This window comes from Pseudomonas arcuscaelestis (assembly GCF_016881005.1).
Lineage (GTDB): Bacteria > Pseudomonadota > Gammaproteobacteria > Pseudomonadales > Pseudomonadaceae > Aquipseudomonas > Aquipseudomonas arcuscaelestis.
The window spans coordinates 39,784-59,909 of the sequence record NZ_JACOPV010000010.1 but is presented as its reverse complement, the minus strand read 5'-3'; the positions used below and the strand labels follow the sequence as shown (position 1 = coordinate 59,909).

At 60.0% G+C, this 20,126-nt stretch carries 21 protein-coding genes; 9 read left to right on the top strand and 12 right to left on the bottom strand.

Annotation, left to right across the window (positions count from 1 at the left end):
* Positions 1-41: 41 nt before the first annotated feature.
* Positions 42-731, bottom strand: coding sequence for a GntR family transcriptional regulator (locus tag H8F21_RS16545; protein ID WP_203481154.1), 690 nt, complete (start codon positions 729-731; stop codon positions 42-44).
* Between the two features lie 483 nt (positions 732-1,214).
* Between H8F21_RS16545 and H8F21_RS16540 the strand changes: the two genes are divergently transcribed.
* Both H8F21_RS16540 and H8F21_RS16535 read left to right on the top strand, forming a co-directional pair.
* Positions 1,215-2,744, top strand: coding sequence for an NCS1 family nucleobase:cation symporter-1 (locus tag H8F21_RS16540; protein ID WP_203585045.1), 1,530 nt, complete (start codon positions 1,215-1,217; stop codon positions 2,742-2,744).
* 24 nt (positions 2,745-2,768) lie between these two features.
* Positions 2,769-3,497, top strand: coding sequence for an aspartate/glutamate racemase family protein (locus H8F21_RS16535; protein WP_203481158.1), 729 nt, complete (start codon positions 2,769-2,771; stop codon positions 3,495-3,497).
* Between the two features lie 52 nt (positions 3,498-3,549).
* Here the strand turns inward: H8F21_RS16535 and H8F21_RS16530 are convergent, their stop codons facing one another.
* The 6 genes from H8F21_RS16530 to H8F21_RS16505 are packed head-to-tail and all read right to left on the bottom strand — an operon-like array spanning position 3,550 to position 8,978.
* Positions 3,550-4,434, bottom strand: a complete 885-nt coding sequence (locus H8F21_RS16530; RefSeq protein WP_203481166.1) for a ChaN family lipoprotein — start codon at positions 4,432-4,434, stop codon at positions 3,550-3,552.
* 27 nt (positions 4,435-4,461) lie between these two features.
* Positions 4,462-5,229 (bottom strand): heme ABC transporter ATP-binding protein, encoded by a 768-nt coding sequence (locus H8F21_RS16525; RefSeq protein ID WP_203481167.1) that lies wholly within the window; start codon positions 5,227-5,229, stop codon positions 4,462-4,464.
* Positions 5,229-6,212, bottom strand: coding sequence for a FecCD family ABC transporter permease (locus H8F21_RS16520; RefSeq protein WP_168198520.1), 984 nt, complete (start codon positions 6,210-6,212; stop codon positions 5,229-5,231). Before H8F21_RS16520 ends, H8F21_RS16525 begins: the two co-directional genes overlap by 1 nt.
* A gap of 50 nt (positions 6,213-6,262) precedes the next feature.
* Positions 6,263-7,150: a heme/hemin ABC transporter substrate-binding protein gene (locus tag H8F21_RS16515; RefSeq protein ID WP_203481168.1), complete on the bottom strand. Its 888-nt coding sequence runs from the start codon at positions 7,148-7,150 to the stop codon at positions 6,263-6,265.
* A 12-nt stretch (positions 7,151-7,162) separates the two neighbouring features.
* Complete coding sequence (locus H8F21_RS16510; protein WP_203481169.1) at positions 7,163-8,233, bottom strand: hemin-degrading factor; 1,071 nt, start codon at positions 8,231-8,233, stop codon at positions 7,163-7,165.
* A 16-nt stretch (positions 8,234-8,249) separates the two neighbouring features.
* A complete protein-coding gene (locus H8F21_RS16505; protein ID WP_203481170.1) occupies positions 8,250-8,978 on the bottom strand; it encodes an energy transducer TonB in 729 nt (242 codons plus the stop codon).
* Between the two features lie 232 nt (positions 8,979-9,210).
* Here H8F21_RS16505 and H8F21_RS16500 point away from each other — a divergent pair, with 232 nt between their 5' ends.
* Positions 9,211-11,439, top strand: a complete 2,229-nt coding sequence (locus H8F21_RS16500; RefSeq protein ID WP_203481171.1) for a TonB-dependent hemoglobin/transferrin/lactoferrin family receptor — start codon at positions 9,211-9,213, stop codon at positions 11,437-11,439.
* 5 nt (positions 11,440-11,444) lie between these two features.
* Here the strand turns inward: H8F21_RS16500 and H8F21_RS16495 are convergent, their stop codons facing one another.
* Positions 11,445-11,693 carry a hypothetical protein gene (locus tag H8F21_RS16495; protein WP_203481172.1) on the bottom strand — a complete coding sequence of 83 codons (249 nt, stop codon included), beginning with the start codon at positions 11,691-11,693 and terminating at the stop codon, positions 11,445-11,447.
* A 256-nt stretch (positions 11,694-11,949) separates the two neighbouring features.
* On the opposite strand from H8F21_RS16495, the gene H8F21_RS16490 reads away from it, so the two are divergent.
* On the top strand, positions 11,950-12,195 hold the full coding sequence (locus H8F21_RS16490) for a DUF6021 family protein (RefSeq protein WP_203481359.1): 246 nt from the start codon (positions 11,950-11,952) through the stop codon (positions 12,193-12,195).
* On the opposite strand, the gene H8F21_RS16485 is transcribed toward H8F21_RS16490, so the two are convergent.
* Both H8F21_RS16485 and H8F21_RS16480 read right to left on the bottom strand, forming a co-directional pair.
* Complete coding sequence (locus tag H8F21_RS16485) at positions 12,192-13,532, bottom strand: ATP-binding protein (RefSeq protein WP_203481174.1); 1,341 nt, start codon at positions 13,530-13,532, stop codon at positions 12,192-12,194. The two genes, H8F21_RS16490 and H8F21_RS16485, sit on opposite strands and share 4 nt — an antisense overlap.
* Positions 13,529-14,239: a response regulator gene (locus tag H8F21_RS16480; RefSeq protein ID WP_178084190.1), complete on the bottom strand. Its 711-nt coding sequence runs from the start codon at positions 14,237-14,239 to the stop codon at positions 13,529-13,531. Before H8F21_RS16480 ends, H8F21_RS16485 begins: the two co-directional genes overlap by 4 nt.
* 164 nt (positions 14,240-14,403) lie before the next feature.
* Between H8F21_RS16480 and H8F21_RS16475 the strand changes: the two genes are divergently transcribed.
* Together H8F21_RS16475 and H8F21_RS16470 are read left to right on the top strand one after the other, a co-directional pair.
* A complete protein-coding gene (locus tag H8F21_RS16475) occupies positions 14,404-14,727 on the top strand; it encodes a hypothetical protein (RefSeq protein ID WP_136477074.1) in 324 nt (107 codons plus the stop codon).
* Positions 14,720-15,427, top strand: coding sequence for a DUF3313 domain-containing protein (locus H8F21_RS16470; protein WP_203585044.1), 708 nt, complete (start codon positions 14,720-14,722; stop codon positions 15,425-15,427). Before H8F21_RS16475 ends, H8F21_RS16470 begins: the two co-directional genes overlap by 8 nt.
* Here the strand turns inward: H8F21_RS16470 and H8F21_RS16465 are convergent.
* Together H8F21_RS16465 and H8F21_RS16460 are read right to left on the bottom strand one after the other, a co-directional pair.
* Positions 15,399-17,228 (bottom strand): SLC13 family permease, encoded by a 1,830-nt coding sequence (locus H8F21_RS16465; RefSeq protein WP_203481180.1) that lies wholly within the window; start codon positions 17,226-17,228, stop codon positions 15,399-15,401. The two genes, H8F21_RS16470 and H8F21_RS16465, sit on opposite strands and share 29 nt — an antisense overlap.
* 77 nt (positions 17,229-17,305) lie before the next feature.
* A complete protein-coding gene (locus tag H8F21_RS16460) occupies positions 17,306-17,959 on the bottom strand; it encodes an SOS response-associated peptidase (RefSeq protein ID WP_203481182.1) in 654 nt (217 codons plus the stop codon).
* A 163-nt stretch (positions 17,960-18,122) separates the two neighbouring features.
* Here H8F21_RS16460 and H8F21_RS16455 point away from each other — a divergent pair, with 163 nt between their 5' ends.
* The 3 genes from H8F21_RS16455 (at position 18,123) to H8F21_RS16445 (ending at position 20,126) form a co-directional block, all read left to right on the top strand.
* On the top strand, positions 18,123-19,313 hold the full coding sequence (locus H8F21_RS16455) for an NAD(P)/FAD-dependent oxidoreductase (RefSeq protein ID WP_203481184.1): 1,191 nt from the start codon (positions 18,123-18,125) through the stop codon (positions 19,311-19,313).
* A gap of 17 nt (positions 19,314-19,330) precedes the next feature.
* Positions 19,331-19,696 (top strand): DUF1641 domain-containing protein, encoded by a 366-nt coding sequence (locus H8F21_RS16450; RefSeq protein ID WP_203481186.1) that lies wholly within the window; start codon positions 19,331-19,333, stop codon positions 19,694-19,696.
* Positions 19,697-19,775: 79 nt separating this feature from the next.
* The gene (locus H8F21_RS16445; protein ID WP_203481188.1) at positions 19,776-20,126 is read left to right on the top strand and encodes a hypothetical protein; all 351 of its coding nucleotides are present in this window, start codon (positions 19,776-19,778) and stop codon (positions 20,124-20,126) included.

Genomic DNA, 20,126 nt, shown 5'->3' with positions numbered 1-20,126 from the left:
AAATATCGGGATCGATAGCAGTGGATTCGTGAATGCGTTGTTCAGCCACCGATCAAATGTTTAAGCGGGTGGTAGTCGGCCTTGAGATTATGGGTAGCCTTGAGAATGGCCTCCTCGATACCACTCAGGTGGGTGCACACCAGTTCAATCGCCGCCGACTGATCGCCAGCTTCCAGGTACTCGATCAGGCGTAGGTGTTCATTGCCGCGACACGCTTCATGACGCTCGTCGTCGAGGGTGGAGGCATACAGTGAGCCGCGCTCGATCAGCTTGCGGAACCAGTCGAGCAGCACCGGGTTGTCCAGCACCTCGGCAAGTCGCAAGTGAAACTCACCCAGCAGGTTGACATAGCGAGCGTGGTCGCCAGCATCGGCAGCGGCTTCTTCTGCGGCCACATGCACGCGTAATGGCTGCAGCAGGGTCTTGTCGGCACGTCGGCAAAGCTCGGTGACGATGCCGATCTCTATCAGCCGGCGGGTTTCGAACACCGAGCGGATGTCTTCGTCGCTGGGCAGCGACACCCAGGCGCCCTTGTTCAGCTCGGTAGACACCAGCCCATCGCCTTCCAGTTGCTTGAGCGCCGCGCGTACCGACGTGCGACTGACCTTGAACAGTTCGGCAAGCGAGGACTCACCCAGTTTCATACCAGGGCGCAGCGTGCGCTTTCTGATTGCCTCGTGGACCCCCAGGTAGACACGCTCTACGGTCGATGCGGGGAGTTTTTCCGTCATTACCAGCTCCGAAATTCCTTAATGGCCCCAGCATGCCGCAAATGAGCGATGACCAAAAGTTTGGATATAAAAATTCATCCGCGACCCAGCCCTCCATGCAACCCCAGTAGGAGCGGACGGGCTACGCGATAATGTGCACATAAGTATCATCTAATTGGATACACGTTACCGGCTACCGTTACCCAAAGCCCCATTAACACCACGATCTACGCTGACCAAACGGTCAACTAAATCATCTTGTAGAGGTGTTCGATCAAAAATTAACTCAGTTATAAAACAGCAGGTTAGACCAAAAACGCAGCGTACCTTCAGCACCGAATGCTACTCATTTGGCACACAAATTGTTCCTCGAAAATCGTAATACAAATATTGTATGCAATCTTTGTATGCAGCGCAGACCAGGCGCTGACAGCGGTCCCAACTCTCAAGTCCAACAATAATTTGCTGCAGCACCATAGGCGCTGCAGCAGGAGCCCGGGGAACATGCAATTGGATACTTCCAAACCTCTGGATACCGCGTACCTGTCACCTGACCCTGCTGTAACCGCGCAGGTCTCGGGGCACAGCAGTCTGAGCCCGAAACTGCACAACGCCGATCTTGCGCCAACCAAGGCTGCCGGCCGACGCTGGGGTGGCTACAGCATTTTCGCCTTGTGGACCAACGATGTGCACAACATCGCCAACTACTCCTTTGCCATGGGCCTGTTCGCGCTCGGTCTGTCCGGTTGGCAGATTCTCGCTGCCTTGGCGGTAGGTGCGGCGCTGGTGTACTTCTTCATGAACCTGTCCGGCTATATGGGGCAGAAGACCGGCGTGCCGTTTCCGGTCATCAGCCGCATGAGCTTCGGGATTTACGGCGCACAATTGCCGGCGATCATCCGTGCGGTGATTGCCATCGCCTGGTTCGGCATTCAGACATACCTGGCTTCAGTGGTTCTGAGGGTGTTGCTGGTGGCGGTCTGGCCGCAATTGGCAAGCTTCGATCACAACGCCATCCTTGGCCTTTCAACCCTGGGCTGGGCCAGTTTTGTCGCGATCTGGTTTGTGCAGTTGGTGATCCTCACCTTCGGCATGGAGATGGTGCGCAAATACGAGTCCTTTGCCGGCCCGGTAATTCTCTCGACCGTCCTGGTGCTGGCAGTGTGGATGTACCTGCGCGTGGATGGCAATTTGGCCTGGTCGGTGGGCGAGCCGCTGACTGGTGCGAAAATGTGGACGCAGATCTTTGCCGGCGGCGCCTTGTGGTTGGCCATCTATGGCACGCTGATTCTCAACTTCTGCGACTTTGCACGCTCCTCGCCATGCCGCAAAACCATTCGCGTGGGCAACTTCTGGGGCCTGCCGGTGAACATTCTGGTGTTTGCGGTCATCAGCTTCGTGTTGTCCGGGGCGCAGTTCAGTATCGATGGCACCGTCATCGACAGCCCCACGCAGATCATTGCGGCCATTCCCGACAAGACTTTCCTGGTGCTCGGTTGCCTGGCGTTTCTCATCGTCACCGTGGCGGTGAACATCATGGCCAACTTTGTCGCCCCAGCCTTTGTGCTTTCAAGCCTGGCACCCAGCCGTTTGAACTTTCGCAGCGCCGGTCTGATCAGTGCCACCTTGGCGGTGCTGATCCTGCCCTGGAACCTCTACAACAGCCCGCTGGTGATCGTGTACTTCCTTTCCGGTCTGGGTGCGCTGCTGGGCCCGCTGTACGGGATCATCATGGTCGACTACTGGCTGATTCGCAAAGCCCAGGTGCATGTCCCGGATCTCTACAGTGAAGCGGTAACCGGCACCTACCACTACACCCGCGGAATCAACTACAAGGCTATCGCGTCCCTGGTGCCCTCGGCGATTGCCGCGGTGTTGCTGGCCCTGGTTCCGGCATTCAGCGATCTGACGCCGTTCTCCTGGCTGTTCGGTGCGGCAATTGCCGGTGGCGTGTACTACCTGATTTCCGATCGCAAACAACATTACATGGACTGTTCCGGTGAGCACTTTGCCGTCGACAGCGCCCAGCATTAAGCGTGTAGAACAAGGAAACGACTTATGAGAATACTGGTAGTCAACGTCAATACCACGGTGTCGATCACTGAGGCCATTGCCCGCCAGGCACGCAGCGTGGCCTCGCCAGGCACCGAGATTGTCGGCCTGACCCCACGCTTTGGCGCCGAGTCGGTAGAAGGGAATTTCGAGAGTTACCTGGCAGCCATTGCCGTCATGGAGCGGGTGCTCAGCTATGACCAGCCTTATGATGCGGTGATCCAGGCCGGCTACGGGGAGCATGGCCGTGAAGGCCTGCAAGAGCTGCTCAATGTACCGGTGGTGGACATTACCGAGGCCGCCGCCAGCGTGGCCATGCTGCTGGGGCACCGCTACTCGGTGGTCACCACCCTGGATCGCACCGTGCCGCTGATTGAAGACCGTTTGAAACTGGCCGGGCTGGACAGTCGCTGCGCCTCGGTTCGGGCCAGTGGGCTTGCGGTGCTGGAGTTGGAGGAAGATCCCGAGGGGGCTATCGAGGCCGTGGTGGGGCAGGCGCAGGAGGCGGTGCAGTTCGACAAGGCTGAAGTGATCTGCCTGGGTTGCGGCGGCATGGTCGGCCTTGATGAGCGCATTCAGGCGCGCACGGGGGTGCCGGTAGTCGATGGCGTTACGGCTGCGGTGGCTCTGGCCGAGTCGCTGGTGCGTTTGAAATTGAGTACCTCCAAGGTTCGCACCTATGCACCACCGCGACCAAAACAGATTCTTGGCTGGCCACGGACCTTGCTGGGCTGATCGTTCAACCCCACAGGCCAATACCCCTTGCCCAGGGGTATTGGCCTATCCATCAGCGCCGCAACTTGGCGCAGTGATCCTGCGCCGGCTGCGCTGCGGTGTACCACACATAGTCGGCGCTTTGGGCTGTTACCGTCTTGCCGACCTCGGCCAGGATCACCACCTGGTTTCCTTCGCCGGCACCCAGGTCGCTCAGGTGCAGAGGTACGCCAAGATCCTTGCGCACGTGGAAGGCACCGGCCAGCAGTAGCGCAGGGGTGGGTGCGGCCAGCAGGCTCTCGGCCATGCGCCGGTCGCGCTGTTGTTGCACAGCAAGCATCGCCGGCATCTGTGTTTCGGGCAGCAAGCCGCAATGCGACTCACGAATATCATCGAGCAACGTCGCTTGCACATTCGCGCGTGTTGAAGCACTGCCTGCCAGCACTGGGCGTTGTTTGTAGATCTGCATGATCTGGGCGCGGTCCAGGTTGGCCGAGAGCAGCGGGTAGGGTTGGCGCAGGGCGTAGGTGACGAGTGCGCCGTAGACGCTCCAGTCCCAGTTGGCCTGCCAGGCAAGTGCCTGGAACGCATCGCTCGGCGGTTGACCGGCACGGGTCGAGGCCTGCGCGGCATTGACCTTGTCCTGCTGGTTGGGGTTGAGCATTTCCAGCAACAGGCTGCCTTGTGGACGTTGCTTGGCCAGTTCGCGCAGCAACCACAATTGCAGGGCATGGTGATCAGGGTTGTCGTGTTGCTCTCCAACCAGCACCCGTGGCGCCGCGGCCAGGCGCTCAACCAGTTGTTGCGGGGTCAGGCTGCGACCCGTGGCCAGCTCGCGGATAACCCCCAGTTCGGCGTGATCACGCCCCTGTGGCGCAATAGGTGCCGGAGGTGGCGCTGTGTATTGGGACTGGCAGGCCGCCAACAGGCTGACAAGGCAAAGCAATAGCAGGCGCATCGGGATTCCTTGCGAGGTAATGAGGGTTTAACGCGCGATGATCAAAGGGTGGCCGCGTTCAGGGTGCTGATGAATCAGGACTTGCAACCCATAGACCGCCGCCAGTGCATCTGCCGTCAGTACCTCTGCCGGAGGGCCGTAGGCGTGGGGCTGGCCGTCCTGCAGCAACAGCAATTGATCGCAGTAGCGGGCAGCCAGATTGAGATCGTGAAGAATCACCATCACCGCGGCGCCACGCTCGGCGAAATCGCGTACCGCTTGCAAAATGGTGTGCTGGTGCAACGGGTCGAGCATCGAGGTTGGTTCGTCAAGCAGCAGCGTCTGTCCTTCGCCACCCGGCCACAGCTGAGCCAGTACGCGCGCCAGATGAACGCGCTGACGCTCGCCACCGGAGAGCGCAAGGTAGCTGCGCTCGGCCAGGTGCAGGGCGTCGGCGGCACGCAGTGCTTCTGAGACGATTTCGCCATCACGCACCCGGCCGCTGGCATGTGGCAAACGGCCCATACCGACCACCTCGTTGACGGTAAAGGCGAAGTTCAGGCTCGAACTCTGCGGTAGCACGGCCAGGCGTTTGGCTCGGTCCTGGCCCGGCCAGTCGGCAAGCTTGCGTTGATCCAGGCTGACGTGGCCTTCGCTGATCGGCAATTCGCCGCACAGGGCTGAGAGCAAGGTGCTCTTGCCGGCGCCGTTGGGTCCAAGGACCCCCAGCACTTCACCGGGATGCAATTGCACCGCAATGTTGGCCAACACCGTGCGATGCCCGCGGCGTACCAGCAGGTTGTCTGCTTCAAGCATCAGGTACGCCCTCGTACGAGTAGGAAGAGGAAGAACGGCGCGCCAATCAGCGCGGTAACAATGCCAATCGGCAGTTCAGCGGGTGCCAGCAGCAGGCGGGCGATCAGGTCGGCCAATAGCAACAGGCCGGCGCCTGCCAATAGCGAGGCCGGCAGCAGCACCCGATGATCCGGACCCACCAGCAGGCGCATCAGGTGCGGAACCACCAGGCCGATAAAACCGATCAAGCCCGCCGCGGCCACAGCCGCGCCAACACCCAGGGCAGTACATAGCACCAGTTCCAGTTTGATCCGCTCGACATCGAAGCCCAGGTGACGGGCTTCAGATTCGCCCAGCAGCAGCGCATTGAGTGCTGCCGCTCGGCGCGGCAGCCAGAGGGCCACACCCACCGCGACAATCAGCAACGGCCACAAGCGCTGATAGCTGGCACCGTTGAGACTGCCCAGGTTCCAGAAGGTCAGGGTGCGCAGGGTGGCGTCATCGGCAAGGTAGGTGAACAGCCCGACACCGGCGCCGGCCATGGCCGTCATTGCCACACCTGCCAGCAACATGGTGGCAACGTTGGTCTGGCCGTTGCTGCGACCGAAGCGATACACCACGAAGGTAACGATCAGGCCGCCGACGAAGGCGCACACCGAGAGGATGTAAGGCTCGATGGCCGCCGGCAGTCCGCCGACCATGCTGCCACCGACAATCGCAATGGCCGCTCCCAGCGCCGCACCGCCCGACACCCCAACCAGTCCGGGGTCGGCCAAGGGGTTGCGAAACAACCCCTGCATGGCCACCCCGGACAATGCCAGCACCGCACCTACGGCAATGCCGAGCAACGTGCGCGGCATGCGGATCTGCCCGAGGATCAAATCCGCCTGTTGCGTGGTATCGCCTTCCAGCGTAAGGCCAAGCAGACGCAGCCCGGCCTTGAGTGTTTCGCCCAGGGGCAGGCTGACCGGCCCGAGGGCCAGCGACAGCCAGATCACTACCAGCAACGACAAACCCAGGGCAAACAACATCGGACGCGGCCGGACAATGGCCGTCATAGGCTAGCCTCGGCACTTAGCGCCTTGTCATTGGGGTAGAAAGCTGCGGTCAACGTCTTCAGCGCATCCGGCACGCGCGGGCCCAGGCCGCCGACCAACAAGGTCGGGTCAAGCACCAGTACCCGACCGTCACGACCGGCCTGGGTGGTTGCCAGTGTCGGGTTCTGCTCAAGCAACGCGGCACGTGCGGCATCACCTTGCAGGCGGCTGCCGGCCAGAATAATAACCTGCGGGTCGAGCGCCAGCATGGCTTCGCTGGACACCGGCTTGTAGCCAATGTGTTCGCCCAGGCTTTTACCTCCCGCCTGCTCGATCATCCAGGCTGCCAGTGTGTCCTTGCCGGCCACTTGCAGGTTGCCGCCGGAATGGCTGAGCAGCATCAGCACGCGTGGGGCAGGGTTTTGCTGTTGTGCGTGTTTGACTATCGCAGCCTGTTGCTGCAGGCGTTGCTGGTAGTCACTGAACAAATTTTGCGCCTGAGGCTGCTCTCCGAGCAGTTGACCCAGCGTCGTCAAATTGTGTTGCAAGGCGGGCAGGTCGGCTTTGGCGGACAACAGCTCAATGCGCACACCTGCCGCTTTGAGCTGTTCCAGAACCGGCGGTGGCCCCATTTCGTTACTGCCCACGAGAATGTCCGGGCGCAGGGCCAGGATACCTTCGGCCGCAAGCTGGCGTTGATAGCCGACGCCGGGCAGTGTCTGCAGCGAGCGCGGGTATTGGCTGGTGCTGTCGACCCCCACCAGCTTGCTTTCGCCGCCCAGGGCAACCACCCATTCACTAAACGCCCCACCGGCGCTGACCCAGCGCTGGGGCAAGGCTTCACTGGCACTGGCAAGCTGGCTAAAGAGCACGCCAGCGCAGGCCAGGAGGATTTTCTTACGCATCAAAGTCATTCCTCAGGCGGTCATCGGGGTCGCAAGTTCTGCCAGAGTACGCCAGTCGTCACGCTCAGGCACACCTGGTTTACGTACACCAAACAGTTGGATAACCAGCTCGCCATCGGCGTCGAAGCCTTCATAGCTGGTGACGATGCCGTCCACGCTTGGCTTGCGTACACGCCACAGTTCGGTCACCCCCGTGGTTTTCAGGTGCAGGTTGAAGGCAGGGTCGAGAACGTTGAACCAGGTGTCCATCCAGCGCAGGTTAGTGACGGGGCCTGAGTGAATCTGGATGCAGTGCTTATTGCCGACGAAGACCATGATCGGCACTTCGCGTCTGCCCGCTTCTTCGATGAGATTGGTCAGCTCGACGGTAGCCAGAGGTTCGGCCCATTGAGCTCCGGCCAGGCGCAAAGCTTGGGTACGTACCACGTCATTGCGCTTGAGCAAGCCGAAGAAATCATGCGTGTCCTGAAGTTGCGACCACTCGCTGCGCAGGGTTTCGGCGTCTACCTCGGCATCCGTGCGTGCGGCCTTGGCGGCTGGCAGGGGTTGGAGGTCCAGCTCCGAGCTTTGCTCGTCGGCGCGATATCGCTCCACCAGCGGTGCCCAGGCGGACACTTCACTGGTATCGGTGAGAAACACCTTATGCACGGCGGTGCCCTGGCGGTCGAAGACCTGGATGCTGCGTTGCGGTCCACGGGCGGTGGTTTCGTCGACGGCGAACACGCTGGCCCAGCCGCTGAGGAACAGGCGCAGGTCGATATCCGGCGACAGCACCATGCCCATCTGGCCGCTGCCCATGATGCTCACTTCCTGATAAACACCCTTGCGCTCGTGCACGCAGTGTTCGTTGCGGGTCAGCGCCATGATGTAACCCAGTTCGCCCAGAGCCGGCAGCAAGGTTTTCCATTCCGGACGCAGGCGCACGGTATCGACGCCCAGGCGGCTGGCGGTCAGTTCAGCCTCGCTGACGCCAAGCTTGTTAGCGGCATCGCGGGCCCGCAGGCCCGTTTGCTCAGTGCGCAACTGTTGCCATTGCTGGTACAGCTCAGGGCCGGCAGCCAAGGCGAGAGTAGGGGCGGTCATGGTTAACTCCTCAGGGTCATCGATTCGCCGTCAGGGCGAATTCTATTGGTATTTCGACGCGGCTGGGCACGGTCCGGCCATCAACAACTTCTGGGCGGAAGCGCCATTTGGTTACGGCTTCAAGTGCAGCCTGATCAAGGCTTTCAATGCCTGATGAACGCACCAGGGTGAGCTTGAGCTGGTTGCCGCGCTCATCGAGGCTCACCTCGACGCGCACAATCCCTTGCTGGTTGCGGCGTCGGGCTTGCGACGGGTAGCGCGGTGGCGGTGGCGGGCTGACAAAACTGGGACGCAGGCTGACAACCGGAGCCAGCGGCGCTGGGCTCGCCACCGTGCTGGCAGGTGCAGGGGCACTCTTGCCTATGGCAGTTGGACGCGATGGCGGCGGCGCAGGTGCGCTCTCTGAACGGGCCGGGCGTGGCTCGCCAAGGGGTTTGGAGCGTGCTGGTGGCACCGATTTGACAATTGCAGGCTGTGAATGGGGCGTCACCGCCTTGGGCGGAGTGGCTTTTGCCGCAGGTTTCACTGCGGGCTCCGCTAGCGCAGAGGTTGCGACTGGCTGCGATGCCGGGCGTACAGGCTCTGTTGCCAGGGGCGGGGCCGCCTGAGCGAGGCTCACCAGTTGAATCGTGATGGGTACTTGCCAGGCCAGTGCCTGGGGTTTAACCCGAAACGCATGCAGCAGCCAACCTACGCCCGCGTGCAGCGCTATGGACAACATCAGGTAGCTCGCAAGGCGCTTCATGCACGATCGTTCTTATAAGATTGAATGCACATGGTAATAATTTGCATTTACAAGTCAAGCTGGTTATCTTCGCCGCCGCTGCCAAAACAACCACTCGGTGAGTAGCCATGCACAGAATGTGGTCATCGCCGGGCTCATAACAAAACATATGCCAGTCAGCTGCAGCGGCTCGTGCAGGGCGCCTTGAGGCCGCCAGCGCGTGATCGTGGCTGATGTTCAGGAGTCCAGTCAGATGTCGATCCGTCCGCCATTTCCCCAGCGTTCCTGGCTTGCCTTGCTGCTGCTATCGCCATCGCTGGCCCTGGCTGCCGAGCCGGTTACTCAATTCGATACAGTCAGCGTGACCGCCACGCGCACCGAGCAAACATTGCTGCAGGTGCCCAGTACGGTGTCGGTGCACGACGAGCGTGAAATCGATCAGCACAACGACAAGAACCTCAAGGATCTGGTGCGCTACGAGCCGGGCGTTTCGGTGAGTGGTACCGGTAGTCGCTTCGGTCTGTCGGGGGCCAATATCCGCGGTATCGATGGCAACCGCGTGCTCACCCAGGTCGATGGTGTTCGGGTACCGCAAAGCAACTTCTTCAGCCCGTTCCAGGACGTGCGCAGTAACTACGTCGATCTCGACACCATCAAACAGGTAGAAATCATTCGTGGTCCGGCGTCTTCCCTGTACGGCAGCGATGCCATTGGTGGTGCGGTCAGCTTCCTGACCAAGGATGCTGCTGACTACCTGGAAGCGGGTGATGACTCCTACGCCCGATTCAAGACCGGCTACGACGGCAGTGATGACAGCTGGCAGCGCAGCGCCACCTTCGCCGGGCGTACCGGCACGGTAGACGGCTTGCTGCACTTGGGTCGCCGCGACGGCCAGTCCACCGACACCTGGGGCGGCAACGGCGGTGTTGGCAGCTCGCGAGAAGAAGCCAACCCGCTTGATTACACCACCGAAAACCTGCTGGCAAAACTGGGCTGGGACTATGCTGACGGCGATCGCCTGCAGTTCACCTACGAGCGTTATCAGGACGACGCCAACAGCAACCTGCTCAGCGACATCACCTCACGGGCAACCTTTACCAGCCCGGCTATCCTCGGTTCGCAATCGAAGGACAGCATCGATCGTGACCGCTACAGCCTTGAGCACACCCTGAGCCTGAACAGCCTGCTGGCAGACCAGTTGAAATGGCAGCTCAACTACCAGGAAAGCTTCAACCAGCAGAAAACCCTGCAGCAACGCCGGACCGCTACCGGGGTTGATCGGGTACGTTCGCGTGACTCGCACTACCATGAGCGCCTGTGGAGCCTGAACACCCAGGCAGACAAACAGTTCGCGATGGGTGATACCCGTCACCACATGATTTACGGGGCCGAGCTCAAACGTATCGAGGCCAGCAACCTGCGCAAAGGCAGCGAAGTGCGCCTCGACACCGGCGCTACGGTACCGGCCACCGAGAACTTCCCGGTCAGCGACTTCCCGGATCCGACCAGTGAATCCCTGGGTCTGTTCGTGCAGGACAGCATCGAGATAGGTCGCTGGACCTTGCTGCCAGGCCTGCGTTACGACTACTACCGCCAGACCCCGCACGTCACCGATGAGTTCCTCAACGGGCTGCCGGCCGAAACCGATCCATCGCGTATTACCGATGACCATATCTCGCCAAAGTTCGCGGTTACCTATCAGCTGACCGAGCATGAAAGCGTCTATGGTCAGTACGCCGCCGGCTTTCGTGCGCCAAGCCCGGTGAACATGTACGGTGAGTTCAGCAACCCGCAGTTCGGTTATCAGCAAATCGGCAACCCGGACCTCAAGCCGGAAACCAGCGACAGCTATGAATTTGGCCTGCGCGGGCGCTATGACCTGGGCAGCTTCGGTGTGGCGCTGTTCTACAACAAGTACAAAGACTTTATCGCCACCGACACCGTACCGGATCCCAATGGCACCGGTCTGTTGACCTTCCAGCCACGCAACCTGGGCAAGGTCACCATTCGCGGTGCCGAAGCCAAAGGGGATATCAAGCTCGATGCATTCATGCCCGCGGGTACGCGTGCCCTGGGTTCGATTGCCTATGCTCGCGGCAAGGATGAGGAAAGCGGTCAGGCGCTCAACAGTGTCGATCCGCTCAAGGCTGTTATTGGCCTGGGCTACGATGCCCCGAGCGGTATCTACGGTGGCCAGTTGACCTGGACCCTGGTCAAGTCCAAGGACCGCGTGGACCACACTGGCGATGCTGAACTGCTGATAGATCGCCAGTTCGAAACCCCAGGTTACGGCGTACTCGACCTCAATGCCTGGTGGCAAGTGACTGAACAGGTGTCGATCAACGGCGGCCTGTTCAACGTAACCGACAAGCAATACTGGAACTGGGGTGACGTTCAGGGTCGCGACCAAGACTCTACCAGTCTTGGCCGTTTGACCCAGCCAGGGCGTTATGCAGCAGTCAACGTGATCTGGGAAATCTGACTGCGTTAATCGTCATCGTCGTCGTCATCCCGGTCGCGGCGGCGGTCGTTGTCGTAGTATCGATAACGGTCGTCGTCGCGATAGCGCTTGTTGTACTTGCGATGGTCGCGGTCATCGCGGTCGCCATCCCAGTCGCGAGAATAGCGGTGGTCGCGGTCCCGGCGATGATCGTCGCGGTCGTAATCATGGTAGTAGCAGCCAGAGCTGGCCAGTACGGTAGTAATGACGGCAAATCGGGTGAAAAATTTCAGCACTGTGGTTCCTTGATCCGCACAGCGGTAAAGAGGGTACAGGCTCAGACCATCATTTCGGTTTTTAGTTTGCGCGCAAAAAAAAGGCTCACACAAGGTGAGCCAAACGTCGTTCTGAAGGGAAGAGCCTTGAAGATAAGGCCACGCAATTAAGCCAGGGTTAACGCCTCCACCGATCAGTAAACCGGAACCCTCAGCAAATGCTGCCCTCACAGCAATAGGCCTTCCAACAACGGAGCGGCCACGAAGGAGGCATTACATGAGTAACAACACCCGCACCGGCCCTCACTCCTCCGAGCATGCGACCAACCCGCCTGACCTGGGCTTTGATCCTGATTCGCCGGATCTTGCAGACCCGCAAGTCGATCCGACAGGCCCGGCAAAAGCGCCGCACAAACCCAAGCATGATCCCGAGGCGCGTGATAACGATTACAGCCCCAACTTCAAGTCGGAGCCCGAAGACAAGCCCAATCGTGATGCCGACATCGATACCGATGGCGGTTAGTCGTTGATTCGCGGCAATTCGATACGTGCCATCAGGCCGCCACCCGTTTGATTGCTCAGGGTCAGTTCGCCACCTTGTTCGCGGACCGCCGTGCGTGCCGAGGGCAGTCCCAGCCCGACGCCGCCTGTGTTGCGGTTGCGGGAGCTTTCAAGACGAAAGAACGGTACGAACACCAATTCCAGCGCTTCCTGGGGAATTCCCGGACCATGGTCATTGATATCGATGAACAGGCTATGTGCGCTGCTGCTCAAGCGGATGGAAGGTGGCTGCGCATACTTGATCGCGTTTTCCAGGAGGTTTGTCACCGCACGTTTCAAGCCCAGCGGCCGGCCAACATAAACCAAGTTGGTCGGGCCCTGGAAGTCGATGCCAATCTGTTGGTCGCGGTAGTCGTCTACCAGCGTTTGCAGCAGTTCGGCCAAGTCGAAAGGCGTGGTGGTTTCCAGGTGGGTTTCGTCGCGAAAAAAGCCCAACGCTGCATTGATCATGCTTTGCATTTCATCCACATCCCGGAACAGCTTGCGTTGCTGCTCGGCGTCTTCGATGAACTCGCCACGCAGGCGCATGCGTGTCAGCGGGGCGCGCAGGTCATGGGAAATGGCGGCGAGCATTTGCGTGCGCTCGGCAATGAAGTGCTGGATCTGTGCCTGCATGGTGTTGAAGGCAGTGATTGCCTGGCGCAATTCATGCGGGCCTTCGAGGCGGATCGGTGGTGCCCGCAGGTCACTGCCAAAACGCTGCGCGGCGCGGGCGAAACGCTGCAGGGGACCGGCCAGCTGACGGGTGGCAACCCAGGCCACCATTAACGCTGCGATCAGCGCGAGGATACCGATGATGGTAAAGCGCATGCCTGAACTGAGGCCCCAGCTACGGTGGGGTGGGGTAAATGCCAGCCAACTGCCGTCGGCCAATTGCATCACCAGCTTGTAGTGGGCGTCGGGATCGTTATCGGGCCAGTCGCCGGGTTGAAAACCTTCAACCCGGCGGGGAGGGTTGGCCAGTAATTTTTGCAGTTCCGGCACGGTTGCCAGGTCGATCAGCTCACCGTTACCCGGCAGCGCCAGGGCCTCACGCTGTCGGCTCCACTGCACCTGCAGCAGCGGATTGCTGGCGGTGCTGGCCAGCTGTTCGCGTTGCTCGGCGGGTGCGGCGTCGAGCACACGACTGGTCACGGCAATCTGTTCGATCAGCCCGGTCTGGCTCAATGGCGGTCGCGCCCAAACCCCGGCCAGTTGCACGAACAGAATGTTCAGCGCCACCGAGATCAACATCGCGGCAATGATGGTCAAGGCGATGCGGCGGCTGATGCCATCGTGGTGCAGGCCCAGGCGGATCATGAGCGGCTGACCTTGGCATCGAACAGATAGCCGCCATTACGTACCGTGCGAATCAATGCCGGGCGTTTGCTGTCGGGTTCAATCTTGCGGCGCAAACGGCTGACCTGCACGTCGATGCTGCGGTCGTAGGCTTCATGGCCTTGGCCGCGGGCCAGGTCGATCAACTGCTCGCGGGTGAGAATGCGCTGCGGGTGTTCAAGAAAGACCAGAAGCAAATCGAACTCTCCGGCCGACAGCGGCACCATTACCCCTTGCGGGGTGCGCAGTTCCCGGCGGGTGACATCCAATTGCCAGTCGTCGAAGCGGATCAGCGGGCGGGTTTCTTCGCTCTGGGCGCGCAACTGTTCGCCGGCTCGACGTTGCACCGCGCGCAATCGGGCCAATAGCTCGCGGGCGTCGAACGGCTTGCCCACATAGTCATCGGCGCCCAGTTCCAGGCCGACAATACGATCGCTCAACTCATCCATGGCGGTGAGCATGATGATGGGAATGCCGGTGCTGGTACGCAACTTCTGGCACAGGTTCAGGCCGCTTTCGCCAGGCAGCATCAGATCGAGAATGATGGTATCCGGACGCTGCTTTTCGATCGCCGACCACATCGCCGTGCCATTTGCGGCCAGGTCGACTTCGTAGCCATGCATGACAAAAAACTTCTTCAGCAGGGCACAAATTTCCACATCGTCATCGACGATCAGCAGTCTGCTCACGGTAAGGTCCAGTGGGGCGTAAAAAGTGCCTATCTAAAACCATTCTGCGGTGTTGGTCATATATTTCAAACATGCAATAAAGCTGCGGCCGCGACACAAAGCGGACATCAGCCAGCAAAGGCCCTGGGCGATTCTGACGGCAGTCTAAAACAAGGGTAATTTCCATGCCGGCACAACCTCCAATCGACGGCCTCGACTGCAGCCAATCCCTGACCCTCGACCTGCGCACCCAGGACCTGTGGCGCAATGCCTTGCTCAGCTACCAGGACTCGCGCCTTGGCCTTGGCAGTGACGGTACGCACATGATTCTGAGCCACTACTTCGAGCGTTACAGCCCAGCCAACAGCCAGTGGATGGAGTACAGCTACAAGGTGTCTCTAACCGAATTGGTGCACTGGATCATGGCCAACGGTCAACTGCACGTCGACCGCTCGGGCACGGCGCCCAAGGCCGTTCGTCATCAGGCCGGGAGCCCTCGCCATGCGTAATCATCTGTTTGCACCGGTGTTGTGCCTGTCGATGCTGGTGGTCGGGTGTAGCCAGACCCGTGTGTCGCCCAAGGAGTATTCCGGCTTTCTGCGCAATTACGACCAGTTGAGCGAACAGAAGACGGCATCCGGCGATTCGGTGCTGCGTTGGGTAAGCCCGAGATTGCAGATGGAACGCTACACCGAGGTCTATATCGCGCCAAGCCAGTTCTACCCACAACCCAAGGCCAGCGAGCGGATACCCGATTCGACCTTGAAAGCGATAACCACCTATTACGATGCGGCGCTCAAGCGTGAGCTGGGCAAGGTGCTTAACCTGGTCGAACTGCCAGGACCCAACACCCTGATTGTGCGGCCGGCCATTACCTCGGTGGGCGCGCATACCCAGTCATTGCACTTCTATGAGTACCTGCCTGTCACCCTGGTCGCAGCGGGGGTCAGCAGCGCCATTGGCGTTCGCGACCTGGACAGCGTAATCGCCACCGAAGCGGCCTTCCTCGATGGCGGCAGCCGTGCTGTGGTCGCCGAGGTGGTGCGCAAGGGCACCGGCTTGCCGCTGGAAAACGACGATCAGGTCATGACCGCCGAAAACCTCAAACAGGTGCTTGATGGCTGGGCCCAGGATTGGCGCAATGCTGCTGTTACCTTGAAACAGCAAAACGCCGCTGCCTTCACAGGGCAAAAATCCACGGCACCATAAATACGCTGACCACCATCACCAGCAAGGTGAAGGGTACGCCGACTTTAACGAAGTCGGCGAATCGATACTGTCCGGGGCCCAGGACCAACGTGTTTACCGGTGACGAGACTGGCGTCATGAATGCAGCTGATGCCGCCAGGGCTACGATCATCGCGAAGGGGTAGGGCGAGGCGCCCAACTGCTCAGCAGTACTGATAGCCACCGGGGCCATCAGTACTGCTGTTGCCGTATTTGAAATGAACAAACCGATGATTGCGGTAATGGCGAACAGGCAGGCAAGAATCATGTAGGGCCCAGCTTCACCCAGCACGCGCACCAACACCTCCACTGCAATGGCAATACCGCCGGTTTTCTGCAATGCCAAAGCAAAGGGCAGCATACCAACGATCAATATCAGGCTCTGCCAGTGGATCGCGCGGTAAGCGCTGTTCATGTCGATACAGCGGCCGGCGCCCATCAGCAGGCAAGCGATCAGAGCGGCGATAACGTTGGGCACCACACCGCTGATCATCAGACCGACCATCACCGCCAGACTAATCAGCGCATAAGGTGCCTGGTTCAATGCCGGGGCTACGTTGTCGACTTCGGCGGGCAAGCTCAATACCAGGAAGTCCCGAGGTTGTGCCTGCAGTTGGCGTACAGACTTCCAAGGGCCGATCACCAACAGGGTGTCGCCAAGCTTGAGCTTTTCTTCCACCAGTTGTTCTTCAATCGCTGTCTGGCCGCGCCGCAGACCCACCACGTTGAGGTCCCAGCGGCTACGAAAATTCAGCTCCAGCACGCTTTTGCCAATCAGTTGCGAGCCGGGCACCACAGCCACTTCGGCCATGCCCACCGCGTGGGATTGATCGATGAAGTAGGCCGCCTTGAAGTGCAGCGGTTCCAGTTTCATGGTCTGGCACAGGCTGCGCAGATCGTCACGCGGGGCGAACAGGTCGAGCAACAACACATCGCCCTCATGCACGGTGGTGCTGGAATCGGGACTGATCACGCGGGTGGTGAATTTGTGCTGGCGCTCGATGCCGACAACGTTGGCGCCATGCACGGTGCGCAATTTCAATTCGCTCAAGCTGTGGCCGATCAGGGGCGAATCCGGACGCACCCGCAGGCGTCGCTCGCGGCCAGCCAGCTTGTAATCGATGATCAGGTCGAGCAGGGTACGACGGGTTTGTGGGCTGCCGTCCTTGCGCACTTCACCGCTGAGCCAATGGCGGGTCAGCAGCATATAGCCAATGCCCAGCACGAGGATCACCAGGCCAAATGGGGTAAAACTGAAAAAGCTGAAGCCAGTCTCACCATGGCGTACCAGTTCACTGTGCACCACGACGTTGGGCGGGGTGGCGACGAGGCTGAGCATGCCACTGATCAAACCGGCAAAACTCAACGGCATCATCAGGCGGCTCGGCGATACCTTCATCCGCGCGGCAATGCTCAAAACCACTGGAATGAAAATGGCCACGACGCCAGTGGAACTCATCACCGAACCCAGCCCCGCCACACACACCATCAACAGCACCAGCAGGCGCACTTCGCTGTTACCGGCACGATCGGCCATCCACTCGCCAATCCGGTAGGCAATGCCCGTGCGCACCAAGCCTTCACCGATAACGAACAGCGCTGCAATCAACACCACGTTGGGGTCACTGAACCCTGCCAGGGCTTCTTCAACACTGAGAATACCGGTCAGTGGTAGCGCCACGATCACCAGCAGGGCGACCACATCCATGCGTGGTCGATTGGCGATGAACAAGACCACGCTGGTAAACAGTAGGCCAAGTACCCAGAGCAATTCGTGATTCATGCAATCTTCCTGATCCGTAATGGCAAGAGTCTGGCAGAAAGTGCATGACCGTTCATTGATTTGCGTAGGAGCGGTCTCTATGGCTGAGGCTGTATTAGCCCGGCACCCTGGTTGCGTACATTGCCCACCGCTTTATCGACTCGGTACCAGGCGAAAGCCTCGGCGGGTTCGCCCAAGTTGAGCAGCATCTGCTCTGCCTGCGTTTTGTCACACGCAGGGTTCAACCAATCTCTGGCCAACTCTGGCGCGAACACCACTGGGCGGCGGTCATGGATATCGACCATGCCGCCCACACTGTCGGCGGTCACGATGACAAAGCCATCATCCTCGGCCATGCGCCATTGGCCAATGCCGGCGCAGAACGCCGGTAGGCCATCACGGCGGCGGATGTAATAGGGCTGCTTTTTCGCCTCGCCTTCATCGACCCATTCAAACCAGCCATCGACCGGGACCAACAGCCGCTGGCCCCAGATCGCCCGAAAGAAGGGGGAGTGTGCCACTTTCTCGACCCGCGCATTGATCGGTGGGGCACGATCATGGGCCCACTGTGGGCGCCAGCCCCAACGTAGCCAGCGGACTTGCGTGGGGGTGATGACGGCCACATTGGTGCTCGGCGCGACGTTGAAGCGGACCAATGGCTGCTCGCCTACTTCATTGGCCAAGGCACCGGGGATGCTCAGTGCGTCGACGAAGTCGTGGATGCCATGGTACTGGCTGAGTCTTCCACACATGTGCGTTGCCCCGCCTTGATGGCGCTGATGACAGTCGAGCGTTTACGGGCGGGCCGAACTCATGGGAATTCACCTATATAGCGAAGGGTTATTGGCCAATCGCCCGAGCTTCTTCAACTATAGCCCGCGTTATGTCGAGCTTTGGCTGCAAGGAGGCGCACAAATGGCAAAACATATCCTTATCGTAGGGGGCGGGGTTGGCGGCACCATGCTGGCCAACCAGTTGGTCAGCAAACTGTATCCGGAGATCCTTCGCGATCAGGTGCGTATCACCCTGCTGTCCAATTGTCCCGATCATTTCTATAAGCCGGCCTTCATGTACGTGGCCTTCGATTTGTTCTTCCAGGAAGAGTTGAAACGCCCGGAGCGGTCGTTGCTGCGTCCGGAAATCGACTTTCAGGTGCAGGACGTCACGCGTTTCGATTTTGCCGCTCAGGCCGTGCACACCCGTAGCGGCAAACGCTTTGGGTATGATTTTCTGGTGATTGCTACTGGCTGTATTCCGGCCCCTGAGCGTATCGAAGGGCTTGCGCAGGGCGGTGATCATTTCTATCAATACCAACCGGCGCGTCAGCTTGCCAAGCGCCTGGCGAGTATCGAGAAAGGACGAATCTTCGTGACAGTGTCCTTTCCGCAAACACCCAACGTGCCGCATCAGTGCGGTATCGCGCCCATTGAAACCACGCTTATGCTCGATGACTATTTGCGTCGCCGGGGTGTACGCGACAACGTCGAGATCATCTACACCTACCCAACCACCGCACAGCTACTGCGCAATTGCCTGTTTTTGCAGCGCCCGACCGGGGAGATCCTGCCCGGCATTTTTGCCCAGAAAAACATCAAGTTTCAGCGCAGCTTTACCTTGGCCAAGGTCGATCCGGATCAGCGCATCGCCTATTCCGAAGAGGGGGATGCGCAGCCGTACGACATCCTCATGGCCACGCCGCCGATCCGCGCGGTGGACGCGGTGCTCGAAAGTGGCGTGTCCCAGGCTGCAAACAATGAAGGCTGGCTGCCGACCAACCACGAGACCTTGCAGGTTTATGGCCTGCACGGGGTGTATGTAATTGGCGACACAGTCGATTTGCCGGTGAGCAAGGCAGGAGGTGCCTGTCACAATCAGGCGCCGGTGATTGCCAACAACATAGCGGGCGAGATTCGCCTGGGTACTACCGTGGCCGTGTATGACGGCAAGGTCCAGGCTGCCGCGCAGATGGGCCTGAACGCGGGCATGCCCCTGACCTACGATTATCGCCATGATGTGTTGCCTACGCCGCCGACCAAACTTGGTGGCCTGCTGCGCAATGGATTCAACCGTGGCCTGTACTGGGCGGCGGCACGGGGCATGCTGTGACCAAGGAGCTGACACCCATGGAAGTAACCGAAACACTCGCCTTGCCGGCCAACAATCCAGGGCTTGAGGCGTTGCTGAACAAACTGCAGCCCTTGCTCGATGGCGGTCGTATGGACAATCTGGTCGACCTGGCGTCGCTGCTGTCCGACCTTGTCGATTTGCTCGATGCGCCGCTGGTAGAAAAGCTCTCGGTGCAATACGAAGAAGCTACGGCGCTGACCTGGAACCTTGGCAATGCCATTCGCCAGGCCAAAGCCCAAACCCGCGAACAACCGACACCGCCCAGCCTCTATGGCTTGCTGTCGATGCTGCGCGATCCGGATACTCGCCAGGGATGTGCCTTGGTGCTGAGAGTATTGAACGCCCTCGGCAAACAGCATTGATCCGCCGCCGGCTTCTGCCGCGCGAGCGTTGATCCGCAGGCAATGCTAAAGTCGGTCTTTTTTCCGACGAGGGTGTGTCATGCGGGTAGTAATGGTGATGGTTGCTGCAGCACTGTTGGCCGGTTGTGCCTCATCGGCCATGGAAGCAGCGCGCACCCAAGCGCCGACCAAAAGCTTTACGTCGAGTAAACCTGCTGATCGCGTTGCCGAGTGCATCCAGTTCGGCTGGCAGGACGAAGCGGTGTTCGATGTCGATGCCAGCGGCTACCTGGAGCCGGGCAAACAGGGCGGGTTCACGGTGTACACCCGTGAGGCTGAGTCGTTCGCGGATATCCAGCCGCAAGGCGCGAGCACCGCTGTCAGCTACTACGCGAAAAACAACGACAGCGTTGCCCTGCGGCGGATGGCGGCATTGGCCACCTGCCTGTAA

Bases quoted from the DNA above. Each gene is read 5' to 3' on its own strand.
- H8F21_RS16465 (WP_203481180.1), bottom strand. From the start codon at position 17,228: ATGAATCACGAATTGCTCTGGGTACTTGGCCTACTGTTTACCAGCGTG.
- H8F21_RS16485 (WP_203481174.1), bottom strand. From the start codon at position 13,532: ATGATCCGCCTGGGCCTGCACCACGATGGCATCAGCCGCCGCATCGCC.
- H8F21_RS16500 (WP_203481171.1), top strand. From the start codon at position 9,211: ATGTCGATCCGTCCGCCATTTCCCCAGCGTTCCTGGCTTGCCTTGCTG.
- H8F21_RS16455 (WP_203481184.1), top strand. From the start codon at position 18,123: ATGGCAAAACATATCCTTATCGTAGGGGGCGGGGTTGGCGGCACCATG.
- H8F21_RS16515 (WP_203481168.1), bottom strand. From the start codon at position 7,150: ATGCGTAAGAAAATCCTCCTGGCCTGCGCTGGCGTGCTCTTTAGCCAG.
- H8F21_RS16475 (WP_136477074.1), top strand. From the start codon at position 14,404: ATGCCGGCACAACCTCCAATCGACGGCCTCGACTGCAGCCAATCCCTG.
- H8F21_RS16535 (WP_203481158.1), top strand. From the start codon at position 2,769: ATGAGAATACTGGTAGTCAACGTCAATACCACGGTGTCGATCACTGAG.
- H8F21_RS16450 (WP_203481186.1), top strand. From the start codon at position 19,331: ATGGAAGTAACCGAAACACTCGCCTTGCCGGCCAACAATCCAGGGCTT.
- H8F21_RS16530 (WP_203481166.1), bottom strand. From the start codon at position 4,434: ATGCGCCTGCTATTGCTTTGCCTTGTCAGCCTGTTGGCGGCCTGCCAG.
- H8F21_RS16525 (WP_203481167.1), bottom strand. From the start codon at position 5,229: ATGCTTGAAGCAGACAACCTGCTGGTACGCCGCGGGCATCGCACGGTG.
- H8F21_RS16460 (WP_203481182.1), bottom strand. From the start codon at position 17,959: ATGTGTGGAAGACTCAGCCAGTACCATGGCATCCACGACTTCGTCGAC.
- H8F21_RS16445 (WP_203481188.1), top strand. From the start codon at position 19,776: ATGCGGGTAGTAATGGTGATGGTTGCTGCAGCACTGTTGGCCGGTTGT.
- H8F21_RS16540 (WP_203585045.1), top strand. From the start codon at position 1,215: ATGCAATTGGATACTTCCAAACCTCTGGATACCGCGTACCTGTCACCT.
- H8F21_RS16470 (WP_203585044.1), top strand. From the start codon at position 14,720: ATGCGTAATCATCTGTTTGCACCGGTGTTGTGCCTGTCGATGCTGGTG.
- H8F21_RS16545 (WP_203481154.1), bottom strand. From the start codon at position 731: ATGACGGAAAAACTCCCCGCATCGACCGTAGAGCGTGTCTACCTGGGG.
- H8F21_RS16505 (WP_203481170.1), bottom strand. From the start codon at position 8,978: ATGAAGCGCCTTGCGAGCTACCTGATGTTGTCCATAGCGCTGCACGCG.
- H8F21_RS16510 (WP_203481169.1), bottom strand. From the start codon at position 8,233: ATGACCGCCCCTACTCTCGCCTTGGCTGCCGGCCCTGAGCTGTACCAG.
- H8F21_RS16490 (WP_203481359.1), top strand. From the start codon at position 11,950: ATGAGTAACAACACCCGCACCGGCCCTCACTCCTCCGAGCATGCGACC.